The sequence below is a fragment of the Algoriphagus aquimarinus genome, from assembly GCF_900112005.1.
GTDB classification, from domain to species: Bacteria; Bacteroidota; Bacteroidia; order Cytophagales; family Cyclobacteriaceae; genus Algoriphagus; species Algoriphagus aquimarinus.
This window is the reverse complement of record NZ_FOKK01000002.1, coordinates 133,555-157,684: the sequence shown is the minus strand read 5'-3', so window position 1 is coordinate 157,684 and position 24,130 is coordinate 133,555. Positions and strand designations below refer to the sequence as shown.

The window sequence follows — 24,130 nt, the reverse complement described above, 5'->3', positions numbered from 1 at the left end:
AATCAGTGTATTAACGATCTTCCCTAGGTGAATTTTTTGCGAATAAAACTATTTCCCGTCAAATGGCTACTTTTGACAAATGAAATGGATTTATAGAATCGGGATATTTTTTGCCAGGATACTTTTGCTCCTTGGCGGACTGTTCATTCCCAAAATTAGACATTTCTCTTCTAGTAGAAAAAATCTATTTCTGAGACTTGTAGAGTTTAGGTCTAACAATCCTGGTGCTTTGGCGTGGTTTCATGTGGCTTCATTAGGTGAGTATGAGCAAGCTAAGCCTGTGATTGTCGAATTAAAACGTGTGCAACCTAACCAACTAATCGTAGTAAGTTTTTTTAGTCCATCAGGTTTTGATAATGTGATCAAAAAGAGTCAACCCTTTGTGGACTTCATTACTTATTTGCCTCTGGATAGTAAAACTATGGCAGAGAAGTTTTTAAATGTATTGCAGCCAAGTATTGTATTTTTTGTGAAATACGATCTCTGGCATCATCATATAGATGCTATAAAATCAAGAGGAATTCCACTTTTCCTTTTTTCTGCATCCTTTAGACCTGATCAGATTTATTTTAAGCGAGATGGGTTCTTTAGAAAGATTCTTTTTCAATTCGATTATATTTTCACTCAAAATCAAAATACGCTCGACTTACTCCAGGCGATTGACTATTCTACTGCAAGTATAGCTGGGGATACGCGATTTGATAGAGTGGCAGAGACCGCCAGAAATCGTAAAGATTTCCCTGAGCTACTTGATTGGGTAGGTAACTTCCCGACTGTGGTTGCAGGTTCGGTTTGGCAGGAAGATATGGATTTGCTTATTCCGTTGATGAATGCTAATCCTGGGTATCGATGGATTATTGCTCCACATGATTTGAATCCGGAACCGATGAAGCGATGGGCAGACCAGCTATCTTTAACCACAGCTAGGTATTCGAAATGGGATAAGAAGGAGGCAGCTGACGTACTTTTCATAGATAATATTGGAATGCTAAGTTCATTGTATCAATTTGCCAAGGTCGCTTATGTAGGCGGAGCATTTGGCAAAGGGCTACATAATATTTTGGAACCGCTTGGGTTCGGCATACCTGTGATTTTTGGGAAGTTGAAAAACACCTCTAAATTTCCAGAATCGGCAGAAAGTCAGGCGAATGGTTGTGGGTTTGAGGTCAGTGATGTGGAGAGTTTAAAGTTAGTTTTTGAGAAAATGGAGCAGCCAGATTTCTATCTAGACAGTGCGGATTCAGCTCGAAAATGGGTGGAAATGAATATGGGAGCTGCGGCAAAAATCATTAACAAGGTAGAGAAACTAGTGTCAAGAGCATGAATTCGATCATGACGCAAGAGATACATATTAGGATAAGTATAAGCCTTGCTAGATTTCGCCAGATAGCTATCGGTATGATCGCTAAAAAACAATAATTAACAGATGAAAGGAAGAGTTATAAAATCTACCGGAAGTTGGTATTTGGTGCAATCCGACGACGAAGTCGTTGCTTGCCGATTGAAGGGGAAGTTTAAGCAAGATGACCTTAAGCTGACCAATCCTATTGCGGTGGGTGATTGGGTGGAGATGGATAGGGAAGAAAATCAGGAGACGGCAGTGATTTTTGATATTTTGCCTAGAGAAAACTATGTGATACGAAAGTCTACGCGAAAGCAACATTTTTCACATATCATTGCCAGCAATCTTGATCAAGCGATACTGGTTATTACCATGAAAAGCCCAAGAACATCCTTAGGCTTTATTGATAGATTTCTTGTCAGTACAGAGAGTTTTAGGATTCCTGCAATTTTGGTGGTGAACAAAATGGATCAGATGTCTGGTGAGAAGGCGGATGACTGGCTGTTGGATATTCATGAGATCTACGAGCCATTGGGGTATCAGGTGATTGAAGTTTCAGCCTTGAAAGAGGAGAATTTGAAAGATAAATTCAAATCAGTTCTGGCAGGTAAGTCCACGTTAATATCTGGACATTCTGGAGTTGGCAAGTCCACTTTGTTGAATGCTTTAGTTCCTGCTGCCACTCAGCATACCAAGGAGGTTTCGGGCTTTACAGCTAAAGGTGTTCACACGACTACTTTTGCAGAGCTTTTTGCCTTAGAATACGGAGGTGATTTGATAGATACTCCTGGGATTAAGGAGTTTGGGATACTTGATATTGAGGATAATGAGCTTTCACATTATTTTCCTGAAATGAGAAAATACCTAGGACAATGCAAATACAATAATTGTCAACATGTGAATGAGCCAGGCTGTGTCGTGCTGGAGAAAGTGGAGGCCGGATATATTCATCCTTACCGATATGAAAGCTATTTGAATATACTAAATGAGGAAGACGACTATAGATAAGCTGTTCTCTTAATTTTGAATCCAAGTAGAATTGGCCTAATTTTCATTTTTGAAAAACACCATGAGCGAAGTACTCAATCACCAGCAGATAAAGAAGAAAATCACGAGAATGGCCTATGAGATCTACGAAAGGAATCTCAATTCAAAAGCCGTTGTGTTAGCAGGGATTTCTGGAATGGGAGAAATTCTGGCTAATCTTTTAGCAACAGAACTGAAAGCGATTTCCCCTTTAGAAATAGAGCAAGTCAAAATTATTTTGGATAAAGCGCATGTTGCTTCTGAGGAAGTTCAGCTTTCTAATGAAATTGATCTACAAGGGAAAACATTGATCCTTGTGGACGATGTGCTCAATACTGGCAAAACGTTGGTATATGCCATGAAGCCATTTTTGGATGAGGAGCTTTATAAAATGGAAATAGCCGTGCTGGTAAACCGTAGTCATGGACTTTTTCCAATTCGTCCCGATTACACGGGCTTCGAACTTTCTACTACTCTTAATGAACATATCAAAGTAGATTTCTCAGGAGATAATTTCTGCGTTCATCTCCACTAATATTATGTCTGTACACTCATCTGCTAACGTCAAGCGAATTACCACGCACATTCTTCAGGAAATGAAAGATCGTGGTGAGAAGATCTCCATGCTCACAGCCTATGATTATTCTATGGCCAAAATCGTTGATGCGGCTGGGATCGATATCATCTTGGTAGGCGATTCGGCATCCAATGTCATGGCTGGTCATGAGACTACTCTGCCTATCACATTGGATCAAATGATCTACCATGCTTCAGCTGTAGTCCGTGCTGTAAGTAGGTCTTTTGTGGTCGTGGATATTCCTTTTGGGAGTTACCAAGGAAATAGCTCGGAGGCATTGCGCTCCACTATTCGGATCATGAAAGAATCTGGTGCACATGCTGTCAAAGTAGAGGGTGGATCTGAGATTAAAGAATCAGTTGCTAGAATATTAAGTGCGGGTGTTCCGGTAATGGGGCATTTGGGGTTGACTCCTCAGTCAATATATAAGTTTGGAACATATACTGTAAGAGCCAAAGAAGATACAGAAGCCAATAAGCTTTTGGAGGATGCAAAGCTTTTGGAAGAGCTAGGCTGTTTTGCGATAGTGGTGGAGAAAATCCCTGCTGATCTAGCCAAGAAAGTAGCTGAGTCTGTATCCATTCCCATTATAGGTATTGGAGCAGGAGGAGGAGTGGATGGTCAGGTATTAGTGATGCACGATATGCTGGGAATCACTCAAGAATTCAAACCAAGGTTCTTAAGGCAATACGCCGATCTACAAGGAATAATGATGGAGGCCTTCGGCCAATATATCAAAGATGTGAAGAGCAAGGATTTTCCGAATGAGGGAGAGAGTTATTGATCAAATGAATCCAGAGCCTTTCGAGGCTCTTTTTTTTGCCTAAGATATAGGGCAGATGGCGTATGGATTGAGTAGGAGCTACCTCATAGCTTTGAGTAAAATCTTTTTACTATGAAAAATTCCTACTCATTAAAATCAAAAATCTGCTTAAGCCTAGCCCTAATCCTAGCGGCAGTGACTTCAAGTTTTGCTCAAGAACCAGCCTGGAAAGTGACGCTGGACAAAGGTGTAGAATGGACCAGATACACACCAAATAAAATTCTACTCATTGGTAGTTCTGACTGGGGGTTGCATGGTGTAGATGCTACCAATGGAAAGTTATTGTGGTCAAATGAGGATCTCTACAATTCTGCTAAGGCAATAAAAGGTGCGGATGGGAAAAACCAGAAATATACCGAGGCATTGATTCAGGTATTGACCGATGATTCAGATCCTAAAGTGTCAGATTTTGCTGTTATAAAATATACTGACTGGGTATCTGTAAAAAACTTTGTTGTGCTGAATCTTCGTACGGGTGAAGTAGTGACATCTCCAGCCAAAGCAGGTTTTCCAACACAGAAGGTTCTTACTTCCCTTAAGGCAATGGGTTCTGAGACCGCTACTTTTAATTATGAAGGGAGTGCCTACATACCTGAATTGAAGGCTGTGATGGTGTCAGGCACATGGATTGATATCAAAGCTCAAGGAACCCCTTCTTATCAACTCACCAAATTGATTGACTTGGAGTCTGGAAAGGAGTTGTGGGCTAATGACCAGGTGAATGCTAATTTTGAACCTTTGATCACAGAGGATGGTAATCTCTTTTTGCTTGGGGATAATATTGCGTCAAAGGTAGATGCGAAAACAGGAAAGGTGTTATGGTCATATGCTGTAGCAGAAAAGAAAAATACATTCCAGTCATTTGGAGCTAATTTGAATGTGACAGACGGCTATATCTATCAGAAAAAAGGAAGTAATGGATTGCTTACCGCCTTGGATCTTAACTCAGGAAATGTGAAGTGGGAAAAGGAACTTTCCTCAAAAGATGCCCCCATGCTTAGTGCTGAGCATTATGGTGTGATCGCAGCAGATGAGAAGAATTTCACCTTATTTGATTCAGAGTCTGGAGAAGTGAAATGGACGGCTAAAAAGCTAGATGGAGTAGTCGTGGATATGGGAGGAGAACACGGTATAGCTGTTGGTGAGAAGGGGAAATACCTGACCGTATTGGATAAGCACACGGGTGAGGAAAAGTGGTCTGAGAAAATCAAAGGGATTGAAATTGACCAGTTAACAGGTGCGGGGATTATGTATAGAAATGAGGATGGCTCAATTGGATTGTTTGATTTTGATGGGAAACCGATTTGGGACGGTAAAAACATGATTAAAGGCGAGACTGTTTTAAGAGCAAAACCTTCTATGATTGAAGAGATTTTCTATGCAAATGGTAAGATATATAATGTGGATTTGATTACAGGGGAGAAGCGCGTGATCATAGATGATATCAAATTCAAGGAAAAGGAGACTCCAGATCAATTGGAATATACTGGAACTAATTTCGTGTTATCCTCAAGCCAAAATATGTTGGGTTTCGATGATTCAGGCAGAGTGTTGTATCAAGGTCACTGGCCTTCTCCTAAGATATCGCTTGCCGGTAGGATTGCATTGCGTACAGTACAAGTAGCAGCTTTGGCCATGACGGTGGCCTCTTCTGCGGCAGCTGGAGCAAACCACAATACCTACTCTAATGTGAGTTACAACAAGTATGGCGAAGATTATAAGCGTCAAGCGGACTTCTACTCAGGTATCGCAGATGGTATGGCGGCAGCAGCAGGAAAGAGGTTCAAGGCAACAATATCAAGAGGGACAAACTCTTTTATTTTAACCGATGTAGGAGATGGGAATGGATTGGTGAGAGTTGATAAAGTTAGTGGGAAATCAACTGGCGAAATCAAGTTGAATGACAAAGAACCTACTTTTGATTCTGACCCAGAAAACGGAATGATATTCTACAAACCTTCCAAAAAAGAGGTCCATGGATATGTGTTCTAGGTTAGAATAATTTGAGCCATATAAAAGCAAAAAGACCGATCGTGATCGGTCTTTTTGCTTTTATAGATAATAACTAGTTCAATTGGCTAGCTTTATTTTCGCTAATCTTTTCTTTCACTCTTATCATGAAGTCACTTAGCACATTCATGTAATTGATAAAAGCTTCGTAAGGTGATTCATAAGGACTGAAATACGCGTGAATATCTCCGTCAGAGAAGAACTTGGTACACATGTAGTAGAAGTGATCACTGGTCTGTAAGTAGGTCCAATCTCGCTGAATATCATCGTCATCAATACTTTTGACCAATTCTTCCATTTCAAACAACCTGTCAAAGGCTTCATCCTGAAGATCATTTCCTAGCCACGCTGTTAAATCTCGCTCTTCATCTGCCCAAGAAATAGGGATAGGAACATGGATTTTTCCAACTGGCGGGATCTTAGCCGCCACCTCAGATGGAGTGGAAAAAGTGAAGTTAGTCTTGCTGAATACAGCTTCAGGAAGAGCCTTCATGAATTCAAAAATCCCCGTCTCTGCCCACTGATGCTCGCCGAAGGTCTCATAATCCATAAATAGATTAATTGTCTCTTCATCTTCAGGAACATCATTTATCCATTTAACAAACTTGTCTGTAGTAAGCGGATAATCTTCCCAGCCTTTATTTCCAAATCTAAATGCGATATCATCAGAGAGCTGGAAGTTTTTGAGTAATACTTTTAGTTTAGGATCTATGCTATTGCAGTACACATAATTAGGGCTTTTCCATCCCAGAATGTGCTTTGCGCCTTCTGTTAGAATGGCATCAAATCCCATTTCCGCAACCATAGCTCCAATCTGATCTGAATAGATTAGCTCTGTGTTTCTAAATACTTTTGGCTGATACCCATTGAAAAGTTTCTTGATTTTTTCCTGATGTTTTTTCACCATGCTTTGAAACTCATCTTTGCTTTTCAAAGCTGCTAAAGTGTGTGCATAGGTCTCGTTGAGCAATTCGCAATGACCTGTGGCAACAAGTTTCTGAAAGCTTTCCAGAACATCTGGAGCATAAGCTTCAAGTTGGTCCAGATATACACCCGACATGGAGAAACTTACTTTAAAGGCACCATCATACTTGTGTATCATCTCCAACAGCAAAGCATTCATAGGTAGGTAGCATTTTTGAGCTACTTTTCTCATGATACTGCGATTGGAAAAATCGTCCCAATAATGATGATCGTCTCCGATGTCAAAAAAACGATAAGGCTTCAGACGGTATGGCTGATGAACCTGGAAGTAAAAGCATATGGTTCTCATGGTTTCTGCGATAATGTTTTTTGGTACACATTGACAAGTTTTTCAGCCACATGCTCCCATTTTAATTTTTTCAATTCTTCAGTTCCCAGTTCTTTGAACATTTTGGCAATACCATCATAATGTAGCAGTGCGAAAATGGCATCTGCAGTAGAGTCTATGTCCCAAAAGTCAACCTTGATAGCGTTATTTAGGACCTCAGCTACGCCAGACTGCTTAGAGATAATCACTGGTGTGTTGTGTCTTACAGCTTCTAAAGGAGAAATCCCAAAGGGCTCAGATACGGAAGGCATCACGTATACATCTGAGATAGCATACATGTGATCTACATCATCACCTTTTAGAAAGCCGGTGAAATGGAATTTGGTACCCATTCGAAGCTCGGCTACGCGGTCGATCATTCGATTCAATAAATCTCCGTTACCAGCCATTACAAAGCGCACATTAGGATCTCGCTCGATAACTTTTTTGGCTGCTTCCACAAAATATTCAGGGCCTTTCTGAAAGGTGATTCTTCCTAAGAAGGTTACTATTTTTTCTGGAACCTTCTTTTTGTAGCTAGACTTAATTATGCTTGCGTCCAATACTGCATTGTGAAGCACCGTTACCTTGCTAGCAGGTATTCCATATTTCTTGATGATAATATTCTTGGTCAGTTGACTTACTGCGACTATATGGTCTGCAGCATGCATTCCAGCTCTTTCAATGTCATAAACTACCTGATTAACAGATTCGCCTGAGCGATCAAATTCAGTTGCGTGCACGTGAGCAACCAGTGGCTTGCCACTGATTTCTTTTGCTGCTATTCCGGCAGGGAAAGAAAGCCAATCGTGTGCGTGAATGATGTCGTGTTCTTTGGATTTGGCAATGTGTGCTGCTACTAGTGCATAGCGAGAAACTTCCATCATCAAGTCTTTGCCATACTTGCCACTGAATTCAAATTTATTTGAAAATACACTTTCATCTACATCAGTCCTGTCGTGGATAGCGTAGTCTGTGTATTTTTTAAATTCATCTGGACCCAGATATGGGACTAGAAAGCTACTTACTTCTAGGTAAGTGAGGTTTTTCCAGAATTTTTTAAACCGTTTTTCACGGTAATCAATGGTGACGTCACTCGCATTGACAAAATCTGCCAGCGGTTCCTCGTCTCCCCAGAGTTTAGGTACTACAAATATTATGTCTTGATTGTGATGGGCCATTCCTTTGACCAAACCATAGCACGCTGTCCCAAGACCTCCTGAAATATGTGGTGGGAATTCCCACCCAAACATTAGCACCTTCATAAAAAGTCTTTTATATCTTTTTGACCAAATCCATCATTCTAAGCAATTCTGATACGCTCCACGCCTGTGAAATCGCGCCTTTCGGGCGATGCGGTGGATCCCCATCATATATCTCTGCTACTGCTCCCACGCCATATTGCGTCATCACGCCGTCAAAACCTTTTACGATTTTTTGTATAAAATTCGCTCCTGATTTACCATGAAGCCTAATATATCCCTCTACAAAATGCCCAAGCGGCCAAACCCACACTGTACCATTATGGTAAGCTTGATCTCTACTTATTTGATCTCCGAAATAATAGCCTTTGTATGCCGGGTCATCAGGTGATAGCGAACGCATTCCCCTAGTAGTAAGAAGTTTTGCTTTTGCTGTTTCTAGCACCTGATCACATTTATCATCGCTGAGCATCACATAGGGTAGTGATGTGGCAAAAATCATATTTGGACGTATAGACCAATCCTTTTCCTCACCATTTATAAAATCTGCCAAATAGCCATGTTCTTCTGACCAGAATTCCTTTTCGAACGTTGAGCTGATTTTTGCCGCGTGACTTGCGATTTCTTCATCGCCCGTCAATTCATGATAGAAGCATAGGGCATTATACCAAAGTGCCTGAATTTCTACAGGACATCCAGTTCTCGGAGTTACAGGCCCATCTGGGGTGACTGCATCCATCCAAGTAAGTGCTTTGCCTTCTTCGCCGCCGTATACTAGACCATTTTCCTGAACATGGATATTGAAATCGGTGCCTTTTAGGTAGCCATCAATAATCCCTTTCATTTTGCCTAGGTAGCGGTCTTTGATGGTCTTACTGTCTCCTGTGTATTTAATGTATTGCTGCAATGCCCAGAAATACCAGAGGGGTGCATCAATAGAATTCATATTGGTCGTCACACCGCTGCCTACATTAGGGAAAAGTGGGCCTTTAAGATCACGAGACATAGTGTCCATAATGTCTAAAAAGGTCTTAGGATTCCCTGTAGAAAGTGTTAGCCCAGGAGCTGCTACAAACGTATCTCTTCCCCACCACCCAAACCAAGGGTATCCGGCTATAACTCTAGTATCTCCGTCTCGCTGCCGGATAAATTGTCCGGCCGAGTTTTTAAGACAGTTTTCAAAATTATTTCTTGGAGTTCTTCTGGCGATTTCTTTGTCAAAGGCATTTTGACGTGTTTTTGGATCAGCCTCTGTCAGCCCTGCAGAAAAAATGACAGATTCGCCTTTTTCTATATCAAATTCGAAATATCCAGGAACGTACAAGTCTTCCTGATAATCATATCCTCGCTCTCGTTCGATGATATACTCAATATTATAATACCAGTCAGGAGCTGGAACGAAGTCTACTTTCTTGGAAACTTGCAGAAAAAGCGGATCGTAAGCATCGTAAAGGTGGAATACCGCCCCGTTTGATGCTTTCTTATATTTTTTGTTGATGTAAGTATTTGCTTTGGAGAGGTCATGAAATCCTCTAAAAGCTAGGAATGGTGCTATCCTGATTTTTGTAGGAGAATGCGCATCTAAGAGCGTGTAGCGAATCATCAAACGATCACGGTTGGTGTCCAAGATCAATTCCTTCTGCAAGAGCACTCCACCCACCCGATATGTCAATTTTGGAATAGGCTCAGAATCAAAGTCTTCCAGGTATTTGTGGCCTCTTGGAGAGTAATTTCCTGGGAATTTACTAATACCCAAATTGAAGCTCGCCCCGTGCTGAATGACCGTCTCATGGACAGTAGAAAGCATAACGTGGCTTTGAGAGTCGATTTGAGGCTGAGGGACTACTAGCAGTCCATGGTACTTTCTAGTATTACAACCAATAATCGAAGTGCTGGTATAAGCACCAGAGCGGTTAGATCTGATAGTCTCTCTTTCGAGTGAGTAATTCAGATTGATTAGTTGTGTTTTATCGAAATGGATATAACTCATGGGGGAAAAATTCTATGTTGCTAAAAATAGAGTTTTGCACCGACAAGAAAAATGAAATGGAAAAAAATTAAGGTTATGTTTCCATAACCTTTTGTTTTTGTAGAGAAAATCAGGAATGAATCGCTTCTTTTTGGATTTCTTCGAAATTTCTTAGCGATTCTTCAAATTTCATCAAATAGCTTTTTGCCATCCTGATATTGATGGGTTTCACTTGAGGGAATTTTGGCGAAGTTTTGAACAAAGTAAACATCTGAAGTTGGTTTAGTTCTGGCACGATTTATCAAATGCTATGCCAACAGAGGCCTAATAACAGTAAAGCCCCTCGATTGAGGGGCTTTACTTAGGGTGAAAGACCGGGTTCGAACCGGCGACCTCTGGATCCACAAACCAGCGCTCTAACCAACTGAGCTACAATCACCATTTATACGTTTGAACTGGTTTCTTCCAAACGGTCTGCAAAAGTAATAATTTACCTATATCAGCGCAAGATGATTTCTAAAATTTTCTTGAAAATTTAAGTCGCTCACCTTTCTTTTCTTCGTGGAATGCTCCGTTTTCGAACGCTAAATGTCCAGAAACGACTGTGTGTGTGACTTTTGACTGAAAAGTATGACCTTCAAAAGGTGACCATCCACACTTAGATAAAATATTTTCTTTTTCTACTTTCCATGGATTATTTAAGTCTACGAGTACCAAATCAGCATAATATCCTTCTTTTATAAATCCTCGATCCTTGATATGGAACAAAGTTGCTACGTTATGACTCATTTTTAGTGCGATTTTCTCTAAGCTGATTTTGCCTTGATGATAGAAGTCAAGCATGGCAACTAAGCTGTGTTGATTCAGTGGTCCGCCAGAAGGGGCTTTAGTATAAACTTGGGCTTTTTCCTCCAGCGTATGCGGAGCATGATCTGTGGCAACCACGTCAATGGTGCCGTCCAGCATAGCATTGAAAATAGCTTCTCGGTCTTTGGCTGTTTTTACAGCTGGATTCCATTTGATCAGATTTCCTTTGGTGTCATAATCTTCCTCAGAGAACCACATATGGTGGATGCAGGCTTCTGCTGTCACTTTTTTCTCTTCTAGCGGAATAGTATTGGTGAAAAGCTCCAATTCCTTCGCTGTACTGATATGGAGAATGTGGAGGCGCGTTCCATGTTTTTTGGCCATAGCTACAGCACGACTCGAAGCATCATAACAAGCTTCTTCTGACCTGATCTTTGGGTGAAACTTCACAGGGATGTCATCACCATAGATAGCTTTATATTCATCGAAATTTGCTTTGATGATGCTGTCATTTTCGCTGTGTATTGCTATGATTGCTTTACATTCTTTGAAAATTCCTTCCAAAGACTCAATATTATCCACCACCATATTTCCGGTGGAAGAACCTTGGAAAATCTTCAATCCGCACACTTCTTCGAAATTGACCTTCATGATCTCATCCAGATTGCTATTAGTCGCTCCCATGAAAAAGGAATAATTAGCCATCGAAACTTCAGCTGCTCGGGAATATTTCTGCTCGAGTAATTCTAGAGTTGTTGCTTGAGGGATTGTATTCGGCATTTCCATATAGGAAGTAGTACCGCCGGCTACGCCAGCTTTTGCCTCGGTATAGATCTCTGCTTTATGCGTAAGCCCAGGCTCTCTGAAGTGTACTTGATCATCAATTAGGCCAGGGAAAAGATGTTTTCCAGTTCCGTCAATGTGGATATCTGCCTGCTCAGTACTGAGATCTTCCCCCAGTTTTGAAATTCTTCCATTTTCTACTAACACATCGCCAAGACTTATCCGGCCTTCATTGACTATATTTGCACCGGTGATCAGAATACTTTTCATCTTTTCTCCTTTTAGGATTTTACTATTTCAATCAAAATTAACGAATCATGAGCAATGAGGCCTCAACTTTTGAAGCATTTAAGCTAAATCGACAGCTATTAAATGCCGTGGCGGATGCTGGATATGTTCATCCTACGCCTATTCAGGAAAAAGCAATTCCACTTGCGCTTGCTGGCCATGACGTATTAGGGATAGCTCAGACAGGAACAGGAAAGACCGCAGCCTATGTGTTGCCTCTACTTATGAAGGTGAAATACGCGCAAGGCGATCACGCGAGAGCGGTGATTATGGCGCCTACGCGTGAGTTGGTGATGCAGATCGAAGAAGTGGTTGTTCAAATGTCAAAGCATACCGATCTCAGAATGGTGGCTCTTTATGGAGGTTTGGGTCCAAAGACTCAGATTGAAATCCTAGAAAAAGGAGTTGATATCATTGTAACTACTCCAGGGAGATTTCTGGATATCTATAGAAAAGGAAAAATCCTGACTAAAGAAATTAAAACCTTGGTTTTAGATGAAGCTGACAAAATGATGGATATGGGTTTTATGCCTCAGATCCGGTCGATTTTGGAAATCATTCCTATTAAAAGGCAAAACTTATTGTTCTCTGCAACTTTTGGAGAGCGAATCGATCGTTTTGCTGCGGAGTTTCTGGAGTTTCCAGAGCGCGTGGAGGTGACTCCTCAGGCGACTACTGCGGAGACAATTGGTCAGTTGAAATACTTGGTGCCAAATATTAGAACAAAACTAAATCTCCTCGCTCAGTTATTTAAAAATGAGGAGGTTAATAGAGCTATTATTTTTACCAGATCAAGAAGAAATGCAGAAGAGGTTTTTGCGTTTTTGAATAATCGAAACTTCGGTGATGTAAGGGTAATCCATGCGAATAAGGGACAGAATACAAGAATCAATTCCATTGAAGATTTCAAAGGAGGTGATGTTCGAATTCTTGTTGCAACGGATGTTGCTTCCAGAGGCTTGGATGTGACCATGGTGTCGCACGTGATCAACTTCGATGTGCCATTGATCTATGAGGATTATGTGCATAGAATAGGTAGAACTGGTAGAGCTGAGAAAGAAGGAAAGGCGATCAGTTTCGTCAACCCAGCAGAAACTTACCACTTCGATAAGATCGAAGAGATCATCCGAATGAAAGTGGAGGAAGCAGAAATCCCTGCTGAGGTGGATGTGACTGCTACGCCTTTTGAGGAAAAACAAGCTTATGCACGTGAATTGGATCGCTTGCTACAACGGGATAATCCTGATTACAAAGGAGCATTCCATGAGAAGAAAGAATATAAAAAGCCAAATGCACACTTAGAGGCACAGGAAAAAGAGAAGAAGCGTGGAAATAAGAACTCCAAAGCCAAAACCAACAGAAATCAGCTGAAGACTAAGCATCAGAAAAATAAGGGGAAGTAGGTTTAAAGTTTATACTTATCCTTATAAAGCACAAAACCCGATTCATTTCGAATCGGGTTTTTTTATGTCTTGATATTTGAGACTAAATACTCTCTACTTATTCTGTCCCATGTAGTCAACTACAAAGTAACTCAACACGCGCATTCCTAATACAAATCCACCTTCGTCGATGTAGAATCCTGGTGTGTGATGCGATGGAGTTGTCAAGGGATCCCCGCCTTTTTTCATGCCTCCAAGAAAGATAAACACGCCTGGCTTTTCTCTTTGGAAAAAACTGAAATCTTCAGCACCTGTTACTGGATTGAGATAGATTAAATTTTCAGCACCGGCTGCGGCTTCCAATGATGGTAACATTTCCTTTGTCAAATCAGGGTTATTTACGGTGGAAGGATATAGTTTCTCAAGCTTCAAGTCTACGGTAGCTCCTGCGCTTTCAGCAATATTGATCACAATCTCATTGATTCGCTTATGTACAAGCTTTTGTTGCTCATCGCCGAAAGTTCTAACTGTTCCTATCAATTTGACTTCTTCTGGGATAATATTGTGACGGATTCCTCCATGAATGGCTCCTATGGTGACTACGGCTGGGTTTTGGGTGACATTCACACTTCTGGAGAGAATAGTCTGAAGTCCCATGATAATCTGCGAACTGGTTACGATTGGATCTACACTTGACCAAGGATAAGCTCCATGGGCTTGTACACCTTTGACGGTGATTTCCAGATTGTCCACTGCTGCCATGATTGGCCCAGATCTATAGCCAATCTTCCCAACTTCTGTCTGCGAATTGATATGTAATCCGAAAACCGCATCCACATCTTCCATCACACCTTCTTTTACCATAAGCTCAGCTCCGGCCATGTCTGCATCAAAAACACCTTCCTCCGCCGGCTGGAATATGAACTTTACTGTTCCTTCCAGATCATCCTTCATGCTGGCGAGGACTTCGGCTACTCCCATGAGGATTGCGACGTGAGAATCGTGACCACAGGCATGCATCACGCCAGTTTCCTGACCGTTGTAAGTCGCGGTATTCACTGATTTGAAGGGTAATTCATTCCGCTCGGTCACTGGCAATCCGTCCATATCAGCTCGAAGAGCGACAGTTGGACCAGGCTTTCCGCCTTTTAACACACCAACTACACCAGTAACGGCTACATTTTCGGTGACTTCTATTCCAAGTGAGCGAAGGTGATCAGCGATTTTTTTTGCCGTCCGCGTTTCCTGATTTCCTAGCTCAGGATACATGTGAATATCTCGGCGCCACTCAATCACTTTTGATTCGATTGAATTGGCTTTGGTGTCGATAGCTGGACGGAGCTCAGTTTGTGCGACTAGAGTGCCTGTTCCGATCAACAACGGAAAAAGAAGTAAGGGACCTAAAAGTTTTTTCATGGTTCTGGTTTGTCTTGCTGTTATTCAAATTTAGAAAAATGTGCTAATGCTCAAGCTTTTTGGAGGGAATAGAGAGGAAACTCTTAGTGTAAAAGAACTATTTCACCTGAAATACTTTTGTAGTATAAATCATTTGAACAAGAATCTATGCAACTCAATAATCAGATCGCTGTAGTAACTGGCGTGAGTAAAGGAATAGGACTGGAAGTAGTCAAATTGTTAATTGAAAAAGGAACTGTCGTTGTGGGGTGGGGTAGAAATGATCCGGGTTTTCAGCATGAGAACTTTCATTTTTTCACCTGTGATGTTTCAAAAGAGGAGTCAGTAGAAAAAGCTTTTCAAGAGACGACAAGTAAGCTGGGTTCTGATATCAGAATACTAGTAAATAATGCGGGGTTTGGTGTTTCTGGAAAATTCGAAGAAATGTCCTCTGAGGATTGGAAAGCCATGTTTGACACCAATGTCCACGGGATTTTCTACGTGAGCAAGAGATTGGTTCCAGCGATGAAAGCTGCTGATGAAGGACATATTTTAAACATTGCCTCTATCGCTGGACTGAATGGCGTAGCAAATTTTGCAGGATATGTAGGGACAAAACATGCGGTGCGCGGAATATCACATTCCATGTATATGGAGCTTCGGGATTTTGGGATCAAAGTTTCTACCATCTATCCGGGATCTACGCAAACCAATTTCTTCGATGAGATAGAGGGCGCCAATGCCAATGAAAATATGATGCGTCCTCAGGATGTCGCGTTGACCATCGTGCAAACACTGGAAACGCATCCGAATTACTTCGTGGCAGATGTGGAATGTAGGCCGTTGAGACCTAAAGGAAAGAAGTAAGTCTATTATTTCAATGTTAGACTCCTTCGAGCTAGTCGCGTCTTGAAGGAGTTTTCTATTTACTAGTGTCACTTCATTCTAAAGCAGGCGTCAGTGTTTTCGCATGCTTTAGAATTGTTTTGGCTGTGTTAAGTGTTTAATTTGCGCAAGATTTCTCAACAGACCGAAGCAATGAAAAAGACAAATTTAATTATCCTTCTTGTCATCCTTATAGGTGGCGGAACATATCTAGGGTATCTATCGCAGCTGGGCACTACCGCAGAAGCTTCGACTTTGACAGCGCCAAGTGTCCTTCCAGATTTCACATTGAACGATATAAACGGAGAGCCTAAGTCAATTCATCAGTTGGCTGGAAGCAAACCTACACTCTATGTCTATTTCAACTCCACTTGTCATTTGTGCCAAGAAGAACTTGGGTTGATTTCTAAAAGAATAGATGAGTTTAAGGACTATAATCTAATCTTTACGACTGTCGAGCCTGTGGGCGAAATGATTGGCTTTGTAACCGGCTTAGGGATAAAAGACAAAGGCTTTGTTAACTTCCTTTTAGACGCAGAGATGAAAGTTGCTAGTTACTACCAAATAAAAAGTGTCCCATCTATTTTTGTTTATGATGCTAAAAAGCAGTTGGTGGCTGAATACGTAGGGATTACCGACATTGATCTATTGCTAGAGAAATTGGCTTCAGGCAAATAGTTTTTATCAAATTTTATCTGACTTGAACAGCATTTTCAAGTCAGATAAAACTTCCTTGCTCACAATCTCTGGCAAATCTTAGGTAACTAAAGGGAACTGCATTTTTTCCTTACTTTTGATCTGACTAAAAAAGCTACATGTCACTCGAAGTATCCAAACTCACCAAACTGTACGGAAATCAAAAAGCGCTTGATGAAGTATCTTTTTCGGCAACGCCGGGAAGAATTCTTGGTTTTTTGGGGCCAAATGGTGCGGGGAAATCTACCACGATGAAAATCATAACCGGTTTTTTGTCTGCCGATTCGGGCGATGTGAAAGTGATGGGTATGGATGCTCTAAATTCACCCAAGGAAGTTAGCCGCCTGATCGGCTACTTGCCTGAGCACAATCCACTTTACCTCGATATGTATGTACGGGAATTCCTTGAATTCTCTGGTGGATTATACGGGATGTCAGGGCAATTATTGAAATCCAGAACGAAGGAGATGCTGAATCGCACAGGGCTTGAACCTGAGCAGCACAAGAAAATCGGACAGCTTTCCAAAGGTTATCGACAGCGAGTAGGTTTGGCTCGAGCATTGATCCATGATCCCCAAGTGATTATTTTGGATGAGCCTACGACTGGTCTCGACCCAAATCAATTGGTAGAAATCAGAAACCTGATTCAGGAAGTAGCTCGAGACAAAACCCTTATTCTTTCCACGCACATTATGCAGGAAGTAGAGGCTATTTGCCATGATGTAGTCATCATCAACAAAGGGAAAATCCTAGCTTCTGATTCACTTTCAAATTTGAAATCCAACTCTAACGAGACGATACTAATTCTGGAGACCGAAGAGGAGCTGGAGCTAGAGTGGTTTGCTAATTTGGATAAGATAGACTTTGGCGCAAAGGGAGAACGTGAATTACTTGTTTCTACCACTGATCCAGCATCGGCCAGAAAAGTAATAATGCAAGTCATTCATGAGCGTTCATTAAATTTGATCAGCCTCAATCAAAGTAAAAAGAATCTGGAATTAATCTTTCGGGAAATCACCAACGCCTAAACTATGCAAAGCCTTTTTCTGAAAGAAATCAATGCCTTTTTCGGAAGCCTTTTGGGCTATCTGGTGTTAGCATTGTTTCTGGTAGCGCTTGGTTTGATCGTCTGGGTATTTCCAGAAAGCAGCGTGCTCGAATATGGTTTTGCAGATCTAGAAGCATTATTCACTTATACACCTTATGTATTCACCTTCCTTGTGCCAGCGCTTTCTATGCGAGCTATTGCGGATGAGCGCAAGACGGGGACTTGGGAGCTTTTAAGAACGTCCCCGCTTTCTTTGGTTCAGATCATTCTGGCCAAATACTTAGCCTTGCTTTGCCTTGTTCTCGTGGCGCTTTTGCCTACACTACTTTATTTTTATAGCATTATCCAATTGGGAGACCCGATTGGAAATTTAGATCAAGCAGGCTTTTTTGGCTCCTGGATAGGATTAATTATGATCGGAGCGGTATTCGCTGCAGTGGGTTTGTTTGCAAGTGCTCTTACTTCCCAGCAGGTTGTTGCTTTCGTGCTGGGTGTGTTTTTATGCTTCGTTTTGTATTTCGGATTCTCAGCTTTGGGAGATATGCAGCTTGGGAATCTTTCCTATTGGGCATCGGATCTGAGTTTGAGTTTTCATTACATTAATCTGAGCAGAGGAGTGATTGATTCAGCAGATATATTCTTTTTGTTCGGTATGATTTGGTTGTTTTTGGGTGGGGCAGTTTTGGTTTTGAGAAACAAATGAAAAAGTCGGTTCTATATATCGCTAAGCCTTGGTTGCTCCTTTTTGGAGGGATTCTAGTGTTCGTTTTACTAGCGTTATTTTTGAATTTTAGGATTGACCTAACAGAGGAGAATCGCTATTCCTTGCATCCTGCTACGGAAGCAGTGCTCACTGGAATTACTGAACCACTTCATGTGGAGATTCTTTTGATGGGGGAGAATCTTCCAGGCGAAATGCGACGTCTGCAGAAATCAATCGAAGAGACAGTTAGAACCTTCAATTCATACAGTCCTGAAAAGATCACCTATTCTTATTTTGATCCGTTGAGTTTGCCAGAAAGCGAACGAGTAGATTTTATTTTGACCTTATCGGATTATGGGATCAATCCGACAAACTTAGCTGTGCTGAGAAATTCTGGTCAACAAGAGCAGCTGATTTTCCCAGGGATTTTGGTTAGTAATGCCGAATATGAAACAGGTGCTTTAGTACTAAGCGGCGATCGGGGAATGGGGCAGGATCAAATCCTTAATCAATCCATTGAAAACCTGGAATTCGAGTTGAGCAATGCTATTCGTAAGTTGATTTCTCCTGAGTCCTCATCCATCGCGATGATTATGGGCCACGGGGAAATGAGTTCAGATGAAGGCTTTGGGTTGGTAGAAGCATTGGATGGGGATTTTGAATTGTTTAAGGTCCCACTTGAGCAAGCTGAGAAACCAGCAGATTTGGCTGGTTTTAAGATGATTTTTATCCAAGGTCCAAAAGAAAGCTATACTGAGCGCGAGGTTTACTTACTTGATCAGTATGTCATGGGCGGAGGAAACCTAGTGGTGCTACTAGATGGAGTCGCTGTGGAAATAGAGAATGCAGGCGGTCAAGGAACCTTGGCTATGCCGATTGATTTGGGCTTGGATAATCTGCTTTTCCGCTATGGAATCCGTGTCAACAAGGATTTAATTCAGGATTTGAACTTCGGCTATTTCCCTGTGATGGGAGGAAATTTCGGCGATCAGCAACAATTGGTGCCTTTGCCTTGGCCTTTTTATGTACTAGCTGGAAGAGTACAGGATCATGCAATTACCAAAGGCCTTGATGTAATTCAATTTCGTTTTGTGAGCAGTTTGGATACTGTGAAGGCTGATGGTGTCACCAAAACGCCATTAATCTTTAGCTCAGATTTGTCTCGGATTTTGCCAGCTCCAGCTCGAGTAGCTTTTGCAGATATGGATCAGCAGCCTGATGTGAAGCAGTTTGGATTGAAGAACTTACCTCTTGCCTATTTGCTGGAAGGAGAATTTACTTCCTTATATAAAAATAGATTTTTGCCAGATGGCTTTGCCAAAGCTGATTTTAAGGAAAGTGGACAAGGGAAGGTGGTTGTAATAGGAGATGGAGATGTTTTTCAGGCACAAACTAATTTGGAAGATGGAGCTCCTTTAGCTTTGGGAGAGGATCCGTTTAGCCAAACGACCTTTGCGAATAAGCTTTTCCTAAAAAATCTAGTCCAGTATCTTGGAGATCCAGAAGGGATAATTGCTTCCCGTACTCGAACTTTCAAGATTCGTCCATTGAATAAGATGAAAGTAGCACAGCAAAAGACCTTTTGGCAAGGACTGAACGTGTTGGCACCAGTGGTTGTGCTATTGTTTTTAGGTGGTATTGTCTGGTGGATTCGCAGAAATAAATACAGCAAGCCATTGAACTAGCTGATTATTGTACTTCTATTTCATTAATTTTTGAGAGAATCATTTATACGGCGGTTCGAATTAGAATTTATTTATAAATTTACCCCCATTCAAAAGTAAAAATAAATTAAGCCCTACGATATGAAATTTATTGTTTCCTCTTCTGCCTTATTAAAGCAGCTTTCGGCTATCAACGGTGTGGTGACAACCAATCCCGTTGTGCCAATTTTGGAAAATTTTCTTTTTGAGATCAAAGAGAGTCTATTGACCATTACTGCATCTGATTTGCAGACTTCTATGATCACCGAAATCAGCGTGGAGGCCAAAGAAGATGGGAATATCGCGGTGCCTGCAAAGATTTTGATTGAGACATTGAAAAATCTTCCTGAGCAGCCAGTTACTTTCAGCATTGATCATGATACCTATGCAGTAGAAATCAGCTCTGACAACGGTCGCTATAGACTGGCAGGTGAGAATGCTACTGACTTCCCTAAAATACCAACTGTAAGTAATGCTACTTCTGTGGATATGTCCACCGAGGTTCTTGCTTCTGCAGTTTCCAATACAATCTTTGCAACTAGTTCTGATGAGCTTCGTCCAGCTATGACGGGTGTTTACATCAATTTAAGCCCTACCAGCACTACTTTCGTAGCTACAGACGGACATAGATTGGTTCGATACAGAAGAGTTGATATTGCTTCTCAAGAAGCAGCTACTTTGATCATTCCGCGTAAGGCTCTGAACTTGTTGAAGTCAACATTGCCTTCGGAAAATCTTCCGGTGACAGTAGAATTCAATCAGTCAAACGCTTATTTCAACTTCAATAACATAAAGATGATTTGTCGTTTGATCGACGAGCGTTTCCCAGACTACGAAAACGTAATCCCAGCGGAGAATCCTAATATCATGACAATTGATCGTTCAGAATTATTGAGCTCACTTCGTCGTATTGCGATTTATGCGAATAAAACTACGCATCAGGTAAGATTGAAATTGACTGGTAGCGAATTGATGATTTCTGCTGAAGATCTTGATTTCTCTAATGAGGCGAATGAGAGACTTTCATGTGAGCACGATGGAGAGGATATCGAAATCGGATTCAACGCGAAATTCTTGGTAGAAATGCTGAATAACCTTTCTTGCAAGCAAGTAAGCTTGAAGTTCTCTGCTCCTAACCGTGCAGGTTTGATCCTTCCAGCTGAGCAAGACGAAAATGAAGACATCCTGATGCTAGTAATGCCGGTGATGTTGAATAACTACGTATAACAACCACAGACCATAAAACTAAAAGCCCGGAGATTCCTTCGGGTTTTTTTTATTGTCTTTTTTTTAACCGCAGAAGGTTTTTCTGGCGCAAAGTATTCAGGCTTGTGTCCTGTGAATGAAGCCTTGTGATTGCCTTTTCATTAGCCTTATTTAATAGAAGTCTGATGACTTCATTATGGTAGGTCCAAGTCATGAGACTTGAACCAAATAGGGTTTGAAGGAGAAGAGCCTTTGCGGAGCCACTCCGATAGGAGCTAATCTATTCAATCAAAACCTTCGAGGTCTCGAAGACCTCAAAGGTTATAATTAACCTTTTTTGGCATCACGCAAAGACTTCAAATACAATCCTTCTACTCGCTCTCTAGCCCAAGGAGTTTTTCTAAGAAATTTCAAGCTTGAATTGACCGAAGGGTCATGCGTAAAGCAGCGGATAGTTATTCGTTCGCCGAGTTCTTCCCATCCATAGCATTCTACTAGATGCGCAACGATGTCTGCGAGTTTGATTCCGTGAAGAGGGTTATTGGGTTGGGTTTCCAATGGGGAATTTAAAATGGGTGAATTTAAAATTATGAATTGTTTTGAATAACTCGGTCATGAGGTATGAAAGTGAAAGATGAACTTCTTAGAAGTTGCTTAAAATTTACGAAAAAGCTACATCGGTCAACTGACATCGATCATCCTACAATTCCTTATTTCCTTTCAATAAAATCCCAAAGATTACCATACAAATCCTTAAAAACGGATACTGTACCAAAAGCTTCTTCAGAAGGTTCTCTGATGAATTCAACGCCTTTGGCTGTATAGTTATGATAATCTCTGTAGAAGTCGTCAGTATACAAAAACAGAAATACTCTGCCACCAGCTTGAAAGCCTACTTGGTTTCGCTGGAGCTCGTCGGCTGCTTTTGCAAGGAGCAATTGGCAGGAGGAACCTGGAGGAGAAACGCGCACCCAGCGTTTTACATCACTGATATGTGTGTCTTCTATCAGTTCAAAACCTAACTTCTGTGTGTAGTATTCAATAGCCTCGTCGTAGTCTCTAACTAAAATCGCGATTTGTCCAAGTTGTTGTTTCATTGTTGCAAGTAGGAAAATGCTGAAGTAATTTGAAAACCTATTTGCTATTACATGAAGTTTTTTCTGCTGAGGATGATATGTCTTCTTCTATGAAAATGGCCTTCTTCTGTTCAGGATTTGTAATTCGTAGGATTAGGAAGAAAGGTGTATGTTGAAGTTTACAATTCTTTTGATTGAATGTCAAGATTACATCCGGGCTAAATAAAGGGTTTCGAAGAGCAGGGTCTTTTAAAGGGGAATTTATTGTATAGGAATTATATACAAAGAATCCTTTTTCACCTCATAGATCATTGCACCGGTGGTTACTATCCCAAAATCCAACGCTTTCATTTGTTTGTCTAGCAAAAAATTTGGTTTGTCCCTGAAAGAGGATAAATCACTATGAAACCTAGAGACGTAAATATGCAGGATTTCTGGATCATCAATATGAGTAGTGATATAAGCCTTACCCTCTCGAATGCAGGAACCACACCCGTCATTTGGAACGAAAACTAATTGATTATAATCTTCCAAAGGCAGGTCATAAAACTCTGCGAACTTCATGATAGATTCTTCTCGCTTGGTACTGGTGCAAGCGATCAACAGACTAATCAGAAAAATCAAAGGTATGGATAACGAGCTGATCTTCTTTGGAGTCCGGGTGATCGGGATGGTTTCCAAACAGGTGAAGACCTGCTTCCGAAACGAAGTACTGATGCGGGATATACTCATATTCTGGGAGTTCGAATTCATATTTCAAATCAAAATTTTCATCATACACGCTGAGAATAAAATGGGAGGGAGTCGCAACGAACTTCATGGAAGAAACACCTTCAGGAACTCCTGTTCCTGGCCAGGTCATTCGATAAAGCAAATTTTTGAAGGGATCTACTAAAATTCCTAGGTTTTGAGGCTCGGATAAGTATTCTGACATATTTTCCTCCAAAGATTGATTTACCCTTTCCTCATGCAAGAAAAATTTATTGGTAAAATCCGGAATTAAATTAGTCTGTAATTGATAAGACTTGGTGTTACTATTATTTAAATCGAATACATCCAATTGATTGGAGTAAAAAGGTAAGATATAGGAATACTTTCCTTTATGATCTAATAATATCTTAGGTGTATTAAAGTTTTCTCCAAAATTGGATTTGGAAAGTCTATAGGGGCTCTCTTCCACTTTAGAATTATCCAAATTCAGTATTAAGAAAGGATTTTTATTCTTGAGAAAATCCTCATTAATTTCATGGGTATATCTGAAATATACAGTTTGTGGCAAGACTAATTTATTATTCCAAAAATGAAATGTGGAGGTATAACGTGTCCTAGATCTGGTGTCTGTATAATCTGGGCTAAAGTCACTCAGTTTAATACGGTCCACTTTATCTGTATCCATATAATAAATAGATACCCGTCTTCCAGAAGTAGGAAAGGCTATTTTGTTTTGATTGAACACATAAAAGCCCACAATATTACCAACTCCCATTGGCCCCTCTTCTTGATAATGATAATACTCCGAAACCTGTTTAGTTTTTAGGTCGATTTTTGAGATTGTACTTCGGTTTTTATTATGCCATAACAATTCACCATCAACATATTGGAGCGCCATGGTATAGGGATCAATTTCAGGTCCGATGGGGATAGTTACCTCTTCGACATGAAAATCCATAAGCGACTTTTTGGCACTTTCAGGAGTAGTAGTGCATGCATAAAAGAGGGACAAGAGCACTGTTATGGTAATGATTTGAAACGCTGATTTCATAGTAGACAATTCGGAATGCTGTTAATACATGCCGGAAACTTTGGTTTAAGGATTTATAGGCCCATCGTAATCTCTTACCAAAATCGCGATTTGTCCTAGTTGTTGTTTCATTGTTGCAAGTAGGGAAAAGCAAAAGGGATTTGAAACCCTAGAGTC

General features: G+C 40.9%; 21 protein-coding genes and 1 tRNA gene. 12 read left to right on the top strand and 10 right to left on the bottom strand.

Annotation, left to right across the window (positions count from 1 at the left end; translation table 11 throughout):
• The first annotated feature begins 79 nt into the window (after positions 1 to 79).
• The 5 genes from BM291_RS03115 to BM291_RS03095 all read left to right on the top strand — a co-directional run bounded on the left by BM291_RS03115 (position 80) and on the right by BM291_RS03095 (position 5,760).
• Entirely contained in the window at positions 80 to 1,324 is a 1,245-nt protein-coding gene (locus tag BM291_RS03115; protein WP_092894708.1) for a 3-deoxy-D-manno-octulosonic acid transferase, read from the top strand.
• 102 nt (positions 1,325 to 1,426) lie between these two features.
• Positions 1,427 to 2,350 carry a ribosome small subunit-dependent GTPase A gene (gene rsgA, locus BM291_RS03110; protein ID WP_092894707.1) on the top strand — a complete coding sequence of 308 codons (924 nt, stop codon included), beginning with the start codon at positions 1,427 to 1,429 and terminating at the stop codon, positions 2,348 to 2,350.
• A gap of 61 nt (positions 2,351 to 2,411) precedes the next feature.
• Positions 2,412 to 2,903 (top strand): phosphoribosyltransferase family protein, encoded by a 492-nt coding sequence (locus tag BM291_RS03105; protein WP_175499637.1) that lies wholly within the window; start codon positions 2,412 to 2,414, stop codon positions 2,901 to 2,903.
• A 4-nt stretch (positions 2,904 to 2,907) separates the two neighbouring features.
• Positions 2,908 to 3,729, top strand: coding sequence for a 3-methyl-2-oxobutanoate hydroxymethyltransferase (gene panB / locus BM291_RS03100; protein WP_092894705.1), 822 nt, complete (start codon positions 2,908 to 2,910; stop codon positions 3,727 to 3,729).
• Between the two features lie 111 nt (positions 3,730 to 3,840).
• A complete protein-coding gene (locus BM291_RS03095) occupies positions 3,841 to 5,760 on the top strand; it encodes an outer membrane protein assembly factor BamB family protein (protein ID WP_092894704.1) in 1,920 nt (639 codons plus the stop codon).
• 73 nt (positions 5,761 to 5,833) lie between these two features.
• Here BM291_RS03095 and BM291_RS03090 read toward each other — a convergent pair whose 3' ends face one another.
• The 5 genes from BM291_RS03090 to BM291_RS03070 form a co-directional block, all read right to left on the bottom strand.
• Positions 5,834 to 7,051: a glycoside hydrolase family 57 protein gene (locus BM291_RS03090; protein ID WP_092894703.1), complete on the bottom strand. Its 1,218-nt coding sequence runs from the start codon at positions 7,049 to 7,051 to the stop codon at positions 5,834 to 5,836.
• Entirely contained in the window at positions 7,048 to 8,334 is a 1,287-nt protein-coding gene (locus BM291_RS03085) for a glycosyltransferase family 4 protein (protein WP_092894702.1), read from the bottom strand. Before BM291_RS03085 ends, BM291_RS03090 begins: the two co-directional genes overlap by 4 nt.
• Before the next feature lie 10 nt (positions 8,335 to 8,344).
• Positions 8,345 to 10,261 (bottom strand): amylo-alpha-1,6-glucosidase, encoded by a 1,917-nt coding sequence (locus BM291_RS03080; protein WP_092894701.1) that lies wholly within the window; start codon positions 10,259 to 10,261, stop codon positions 8,345 to 8,347.
• A gap of 343 nt (positions 10,262 to 10,604) precedes the next feature.
• Positions 10,605 to 10,680: transfer RNA gene (locus BM291_RS03075), tRNA-His, on the bottom strand.
• A gap of 76 nt (positions 10,681 to 10,756) precedes the next feature.
• Positions 10,757 to 12,100 carry a dihydroorotase gene (locus BM291_RS03070; RefSeq protein WP_092894700.1) on the bottom strand — a complete coding sequence of 448 codons (1,344 nt, stop codon included), beginning with the start codon at positions 12,098 to 12,100 and terminating at the stop codon, positions 10,757 to 10,759.
• 47 nt (positions 12,101 to 12,147) lie between these two features.
• Here BM291_RS03070 and BM291_RS03065 point away from each other — a divergent pair, with 47 nt between their 5' ends.
• Complete coding sequence (locus tag BM291_RS03065; protein WP_092894699.1) at positions 12,148 to 13,521, top strand: DEAD/DEAH box helicase; 1,374 nt, start codon at positions 12,148 to 12,150, stop codon at positions 13,519 to 13,521.
• Positions 13,522 to 13,614: 93 nt separating this feature from the next.
• Here BM291_RS03065 and BM291_RS03060 read toward each other — a convergent pair whose 3' ends face one another.
• Complete coding sequence (locus BM291_RS03060) at positions 13,615 to 14,916, bottom strand: amidohydrolase (RefSeq protein ID WP_092894698.1); 1,302 nt, start codon at positions 14,914 to 14,916, stop codon at positions 13,615 to 13,617.
• A gap of 147 nt (positions 14,917 to 15,063) precedes the next feature.
• Here BM291_RS03060 and BM291_RS03055 point away from each other — a divergent pair, with 147 nt between their 5' ends.
• The 6 genes from BM291_RS03055 to dnaN all read left to right on the top strand — a co-directional run bounded on the left by BM291_RS03055 (position 15,064) and on the right by dnaN (position 21,157).
• On the top strand, positions 15,064 to 15,762 hold the full coding sequence (locus tag BM291_RS03055; RefSeq protein ID WP_092894697.1) for an SDR family oxidoreductase: 699 nt from the start codon (positions 15,064 to 15,066) through the stop codon (positions 15,760 to 15,762).
• Positions 15,763 to 15,933: 171 nt separating this feature from the next.
• Positions 15,934 to 16,458 (top strand): TlpA family protein disulfide reductase, encoded by a 525-nt coding sequence (locus tag BM291_RS03050; protein ID WP_092894696.1) that lies wholly within the window; start codon positions 15,934 to 15,936, stop codon positions 16,456 to 16,458.
• A gap of 137 nt (positions 16,459 to 16,595) precedes the next feature.
• Complete coding sequence (gldA, locus tag BM291_RS03045) at positions 16,596 to 17,504, top strand: gliding motility-associated ABC transporter ATP-binding subunit GldA (protein ID WP_092894695.1); 909 nt, start codon at positions 16,596 to 16,598, stop codon at positions 17,502 to 17,504.
• A 3-nt stretch (positions 17,505 to 17,507) separates the two neighbouring features.
• Positions 17,508 to 18,227: a gliding motility-associated ABC transporter permease subunit GldF gene (gene gldF, locus BM291_RS03040; protein WP_092894694.1), complete on the top strand. Its 720-nt coding sequence runs from the start codon at positions 17,508 to 17,510 to the stop codon at positions 18,225 to 18,227.
• Positions 18,224 to 19,912, top strand: coding sequence for a gliding motility-associated ABC transporter substrate-binding protein GldG (gene gldG, locus BM291_RS03035; RefSeq protein WP_092894693.1), 1,689 nt, complete (start codon positions 18,224 to 18,226; stop codon positions 19,910 to 19,912). The genes gldF and gldG overlap by 4 nt, the downstream gene beginning before the upstream one ends.
• A gap of 120 nt (positions 19,913 to 20,032) precedes the next feature.
• Positions 20,033 to 21,157 carry a DNA polymerase III subunit beta gene (gene dnaN, locus BM291_RS03030; RefSeq protein WP_092894692.1) on the top strand — a complete coding sequence of 375 codons (1,125 nt, stop codon included), beginning with the start codon at positions 20,033 to 20,035 and terminating at the stop codon, positions 21,155 to 21,157.
• 306 nt (positions 21,158 to 21,463) lie between these two features.
• On the opposite strand, the gene BM291_RS03025 is transcribed toward dnaN, so the two are convergent.
• From BM291_RS03025 to BM291_RS03010, 4 genes are all read right to left on the bottom strand, one after another.
• Positions 21,464 to 21,694, bottom strand: coding sequence for a VF530 family protein (locus BM291_RS03025; protein ID WP_092894691.1), 231 nt, complete (start codon positions 21,692 to 21,694; stop codon positions 21,464 to 21,466).
• A gap of 152 nt (positions 21,695 to 21,846) precedes the next feature.
• The gene (locus BM291_RS03020) at positions 21,847 to 22,233 is read right to left on the bottom strand and encodes a VOC family protein (RefSeq protein WP_092894690.1); all 387 of its coding nucleotides are present in this window, start codon (positions 22,231 to 22,233) and stop codon (positions 21,847 to 21,849) included.
• Between the two features lie 240 nt (positions 22,234 to 22,473).
• Positions 22,474 to 22,776, bottom strand: coding sequence for a hypothetical protein (locus BM291_RS03015; RefSeq protein ID WP_139229027.1), 303 nt, complete (start codon positions 22,774 to 22,776; stop codon positions 22,474 to 22,476).
• Between the two features lie 43 nt (positions 22,777 to 22,819).
• Complete coding sequence (locus BM291_RS03010) at positions 22,820 to 23,974, bottom strand: DUF4221 family protein (RefSeq protein WP_092894688.1); 1,155 nt, start codon at positions 23,972 to 23,974, stop codon at positions 22,820 to 22,822.
• Positions 23,975 to 24,130 lie beyond the last annotated feature (156 nt).

Bases quoted from the DNA above. Each gene is read 5' to 3' on its own strand.
- BM291_RS03055 (WP_092894697.1), top strand. From the start codon at position 15,064: ATGCAACTCAATAATCAGATCGCTGTAGTAACTGGCGTGAGTAAAGGA.
- gldA (WP_092894695.1), top strand. From the start codon at position 16,596: ATGTCACTCGAAGTATCCAAACTCACCAAACTGTACGGAAATCAAAAA.
- BM291_RS03080 (WP_092894701.1), bottom strand. From the start codon at position 10,261: ATGAGTTATATCCATTTCGATAAAACACAACTAATCAATCTGAATTAC.
- BM291_RS03065 (WP_092894699.1), top strand. From the start codon at position 12,148: ATGAGCAATGAGGCCTCAACTTTTGAAGCATTTAAGCTAAATCGACAG.
- BM291_RS03010 (WP_092894688.1), bottom strand. From the start codon at position 23,974: ATGAAATCAGCGTTTCAAATCATTACCATAACAGTGCTCTTGTCCCTC.
- BM291_RS03105 (WP_175499637.1), top strand. From the start codon at position 2,412: ATGAGCGAAGTACTCAATCACCAGCAGATAAAGAAGAAAATCACGAGA.
- BM291_RS03090 (WP_092894703.1), bottom strand. From the start codon at position 7,051: ATGAGAACCATATGCTTTTACTTCCAGGTTCATCAGCCATACCGTCTG.
- dnaN (WP_092894692.1), top strand. From the start codon at position 20,033: ATGAAATTTATTGTTTCCTCTTCTGCCTTATTAAAGCAGCTTTCGGCT.
- BM291_RS03050 (WP_092894696.1), top strand. From the start codon at position 15,934: ATGAAAAAGACAAATTTAATTATCCTTCTTGTCATCCTTATAGGTGGC.
- BM291_RS03020 (WP_092894690.1), bottom strand. From the start codon at position 22,233: ATGAAACAACAACTTGGACAAATCGCGATTTTAGTTAGAGACTACGAC.
- panB (WP_092894705.1), top strand. From the start codon at position 2,908: ATGTCTGTACACTCATCTGCTAACGTCAAGCGAATTACCACGCACATT.
- rsgA (WP_092894707.1), top strand. From the start codon at position 1,427: ATGAAAGGAAGAGTTATAAAATCTACCGGAAGTTGGTATTTGGTGCAA.
- gldG (WP_092894693.1), top strand. From the start codon at position 18,224: ATGAAAAAGTCGGTTCTATATATCGCTAAGCCTTGGTTGCTCCTTTTT.
- BM291_RS03115 (WP_092894708.1), top strand. From the start codon at position 80: ATGAAATGGATTTATAGAATCGGGATATTTTTTGCCAGGATACTTTTG.
- BM291_RS03015 (WP_139229027.1), bottom strand. From the start codon at position 22,776: ATGAAGTTCGCAGAGTTTTATGACCTGCCTTTGGAAGATTATAATCAA.
- BM291_RS03060 (WP_092894698.1), bottom strand. From the start codon at position 14,916: ATGAAAAAACTTTTAGGTCCCTTACTTCTTTTTCCGTTGTTGATCGGA.
- BM291_RS03095 (WP_092894704.1), top strand. From the start codon at position 3,841: ATGAAAAATTCCTACTCATTAAAATCAAAAATCTGCTTAAGCCTAGCC.
- BM291_RS03070 (WP_092894700.1), bottom strand. From the start codon at position 12,100: ATGAAAAGTATTCTGATCACCGGTGCAAATATAGTCAATGAAGGCCGG.
- gldF (WP_092894694.1), top strand. From the start codon at position 17,508: ATGCAAAGCCTTTTTCTGAAAGAAATCAATGCCTTTTTCGGAAGCCTT.
- BM291_RS03085 (WP_092894702.1), bottom strand. From the start codon at position 8,334: ATGAAGGTGCTAATGTTTGGGTGGGAATTCCCACCACATATTTCAGGA.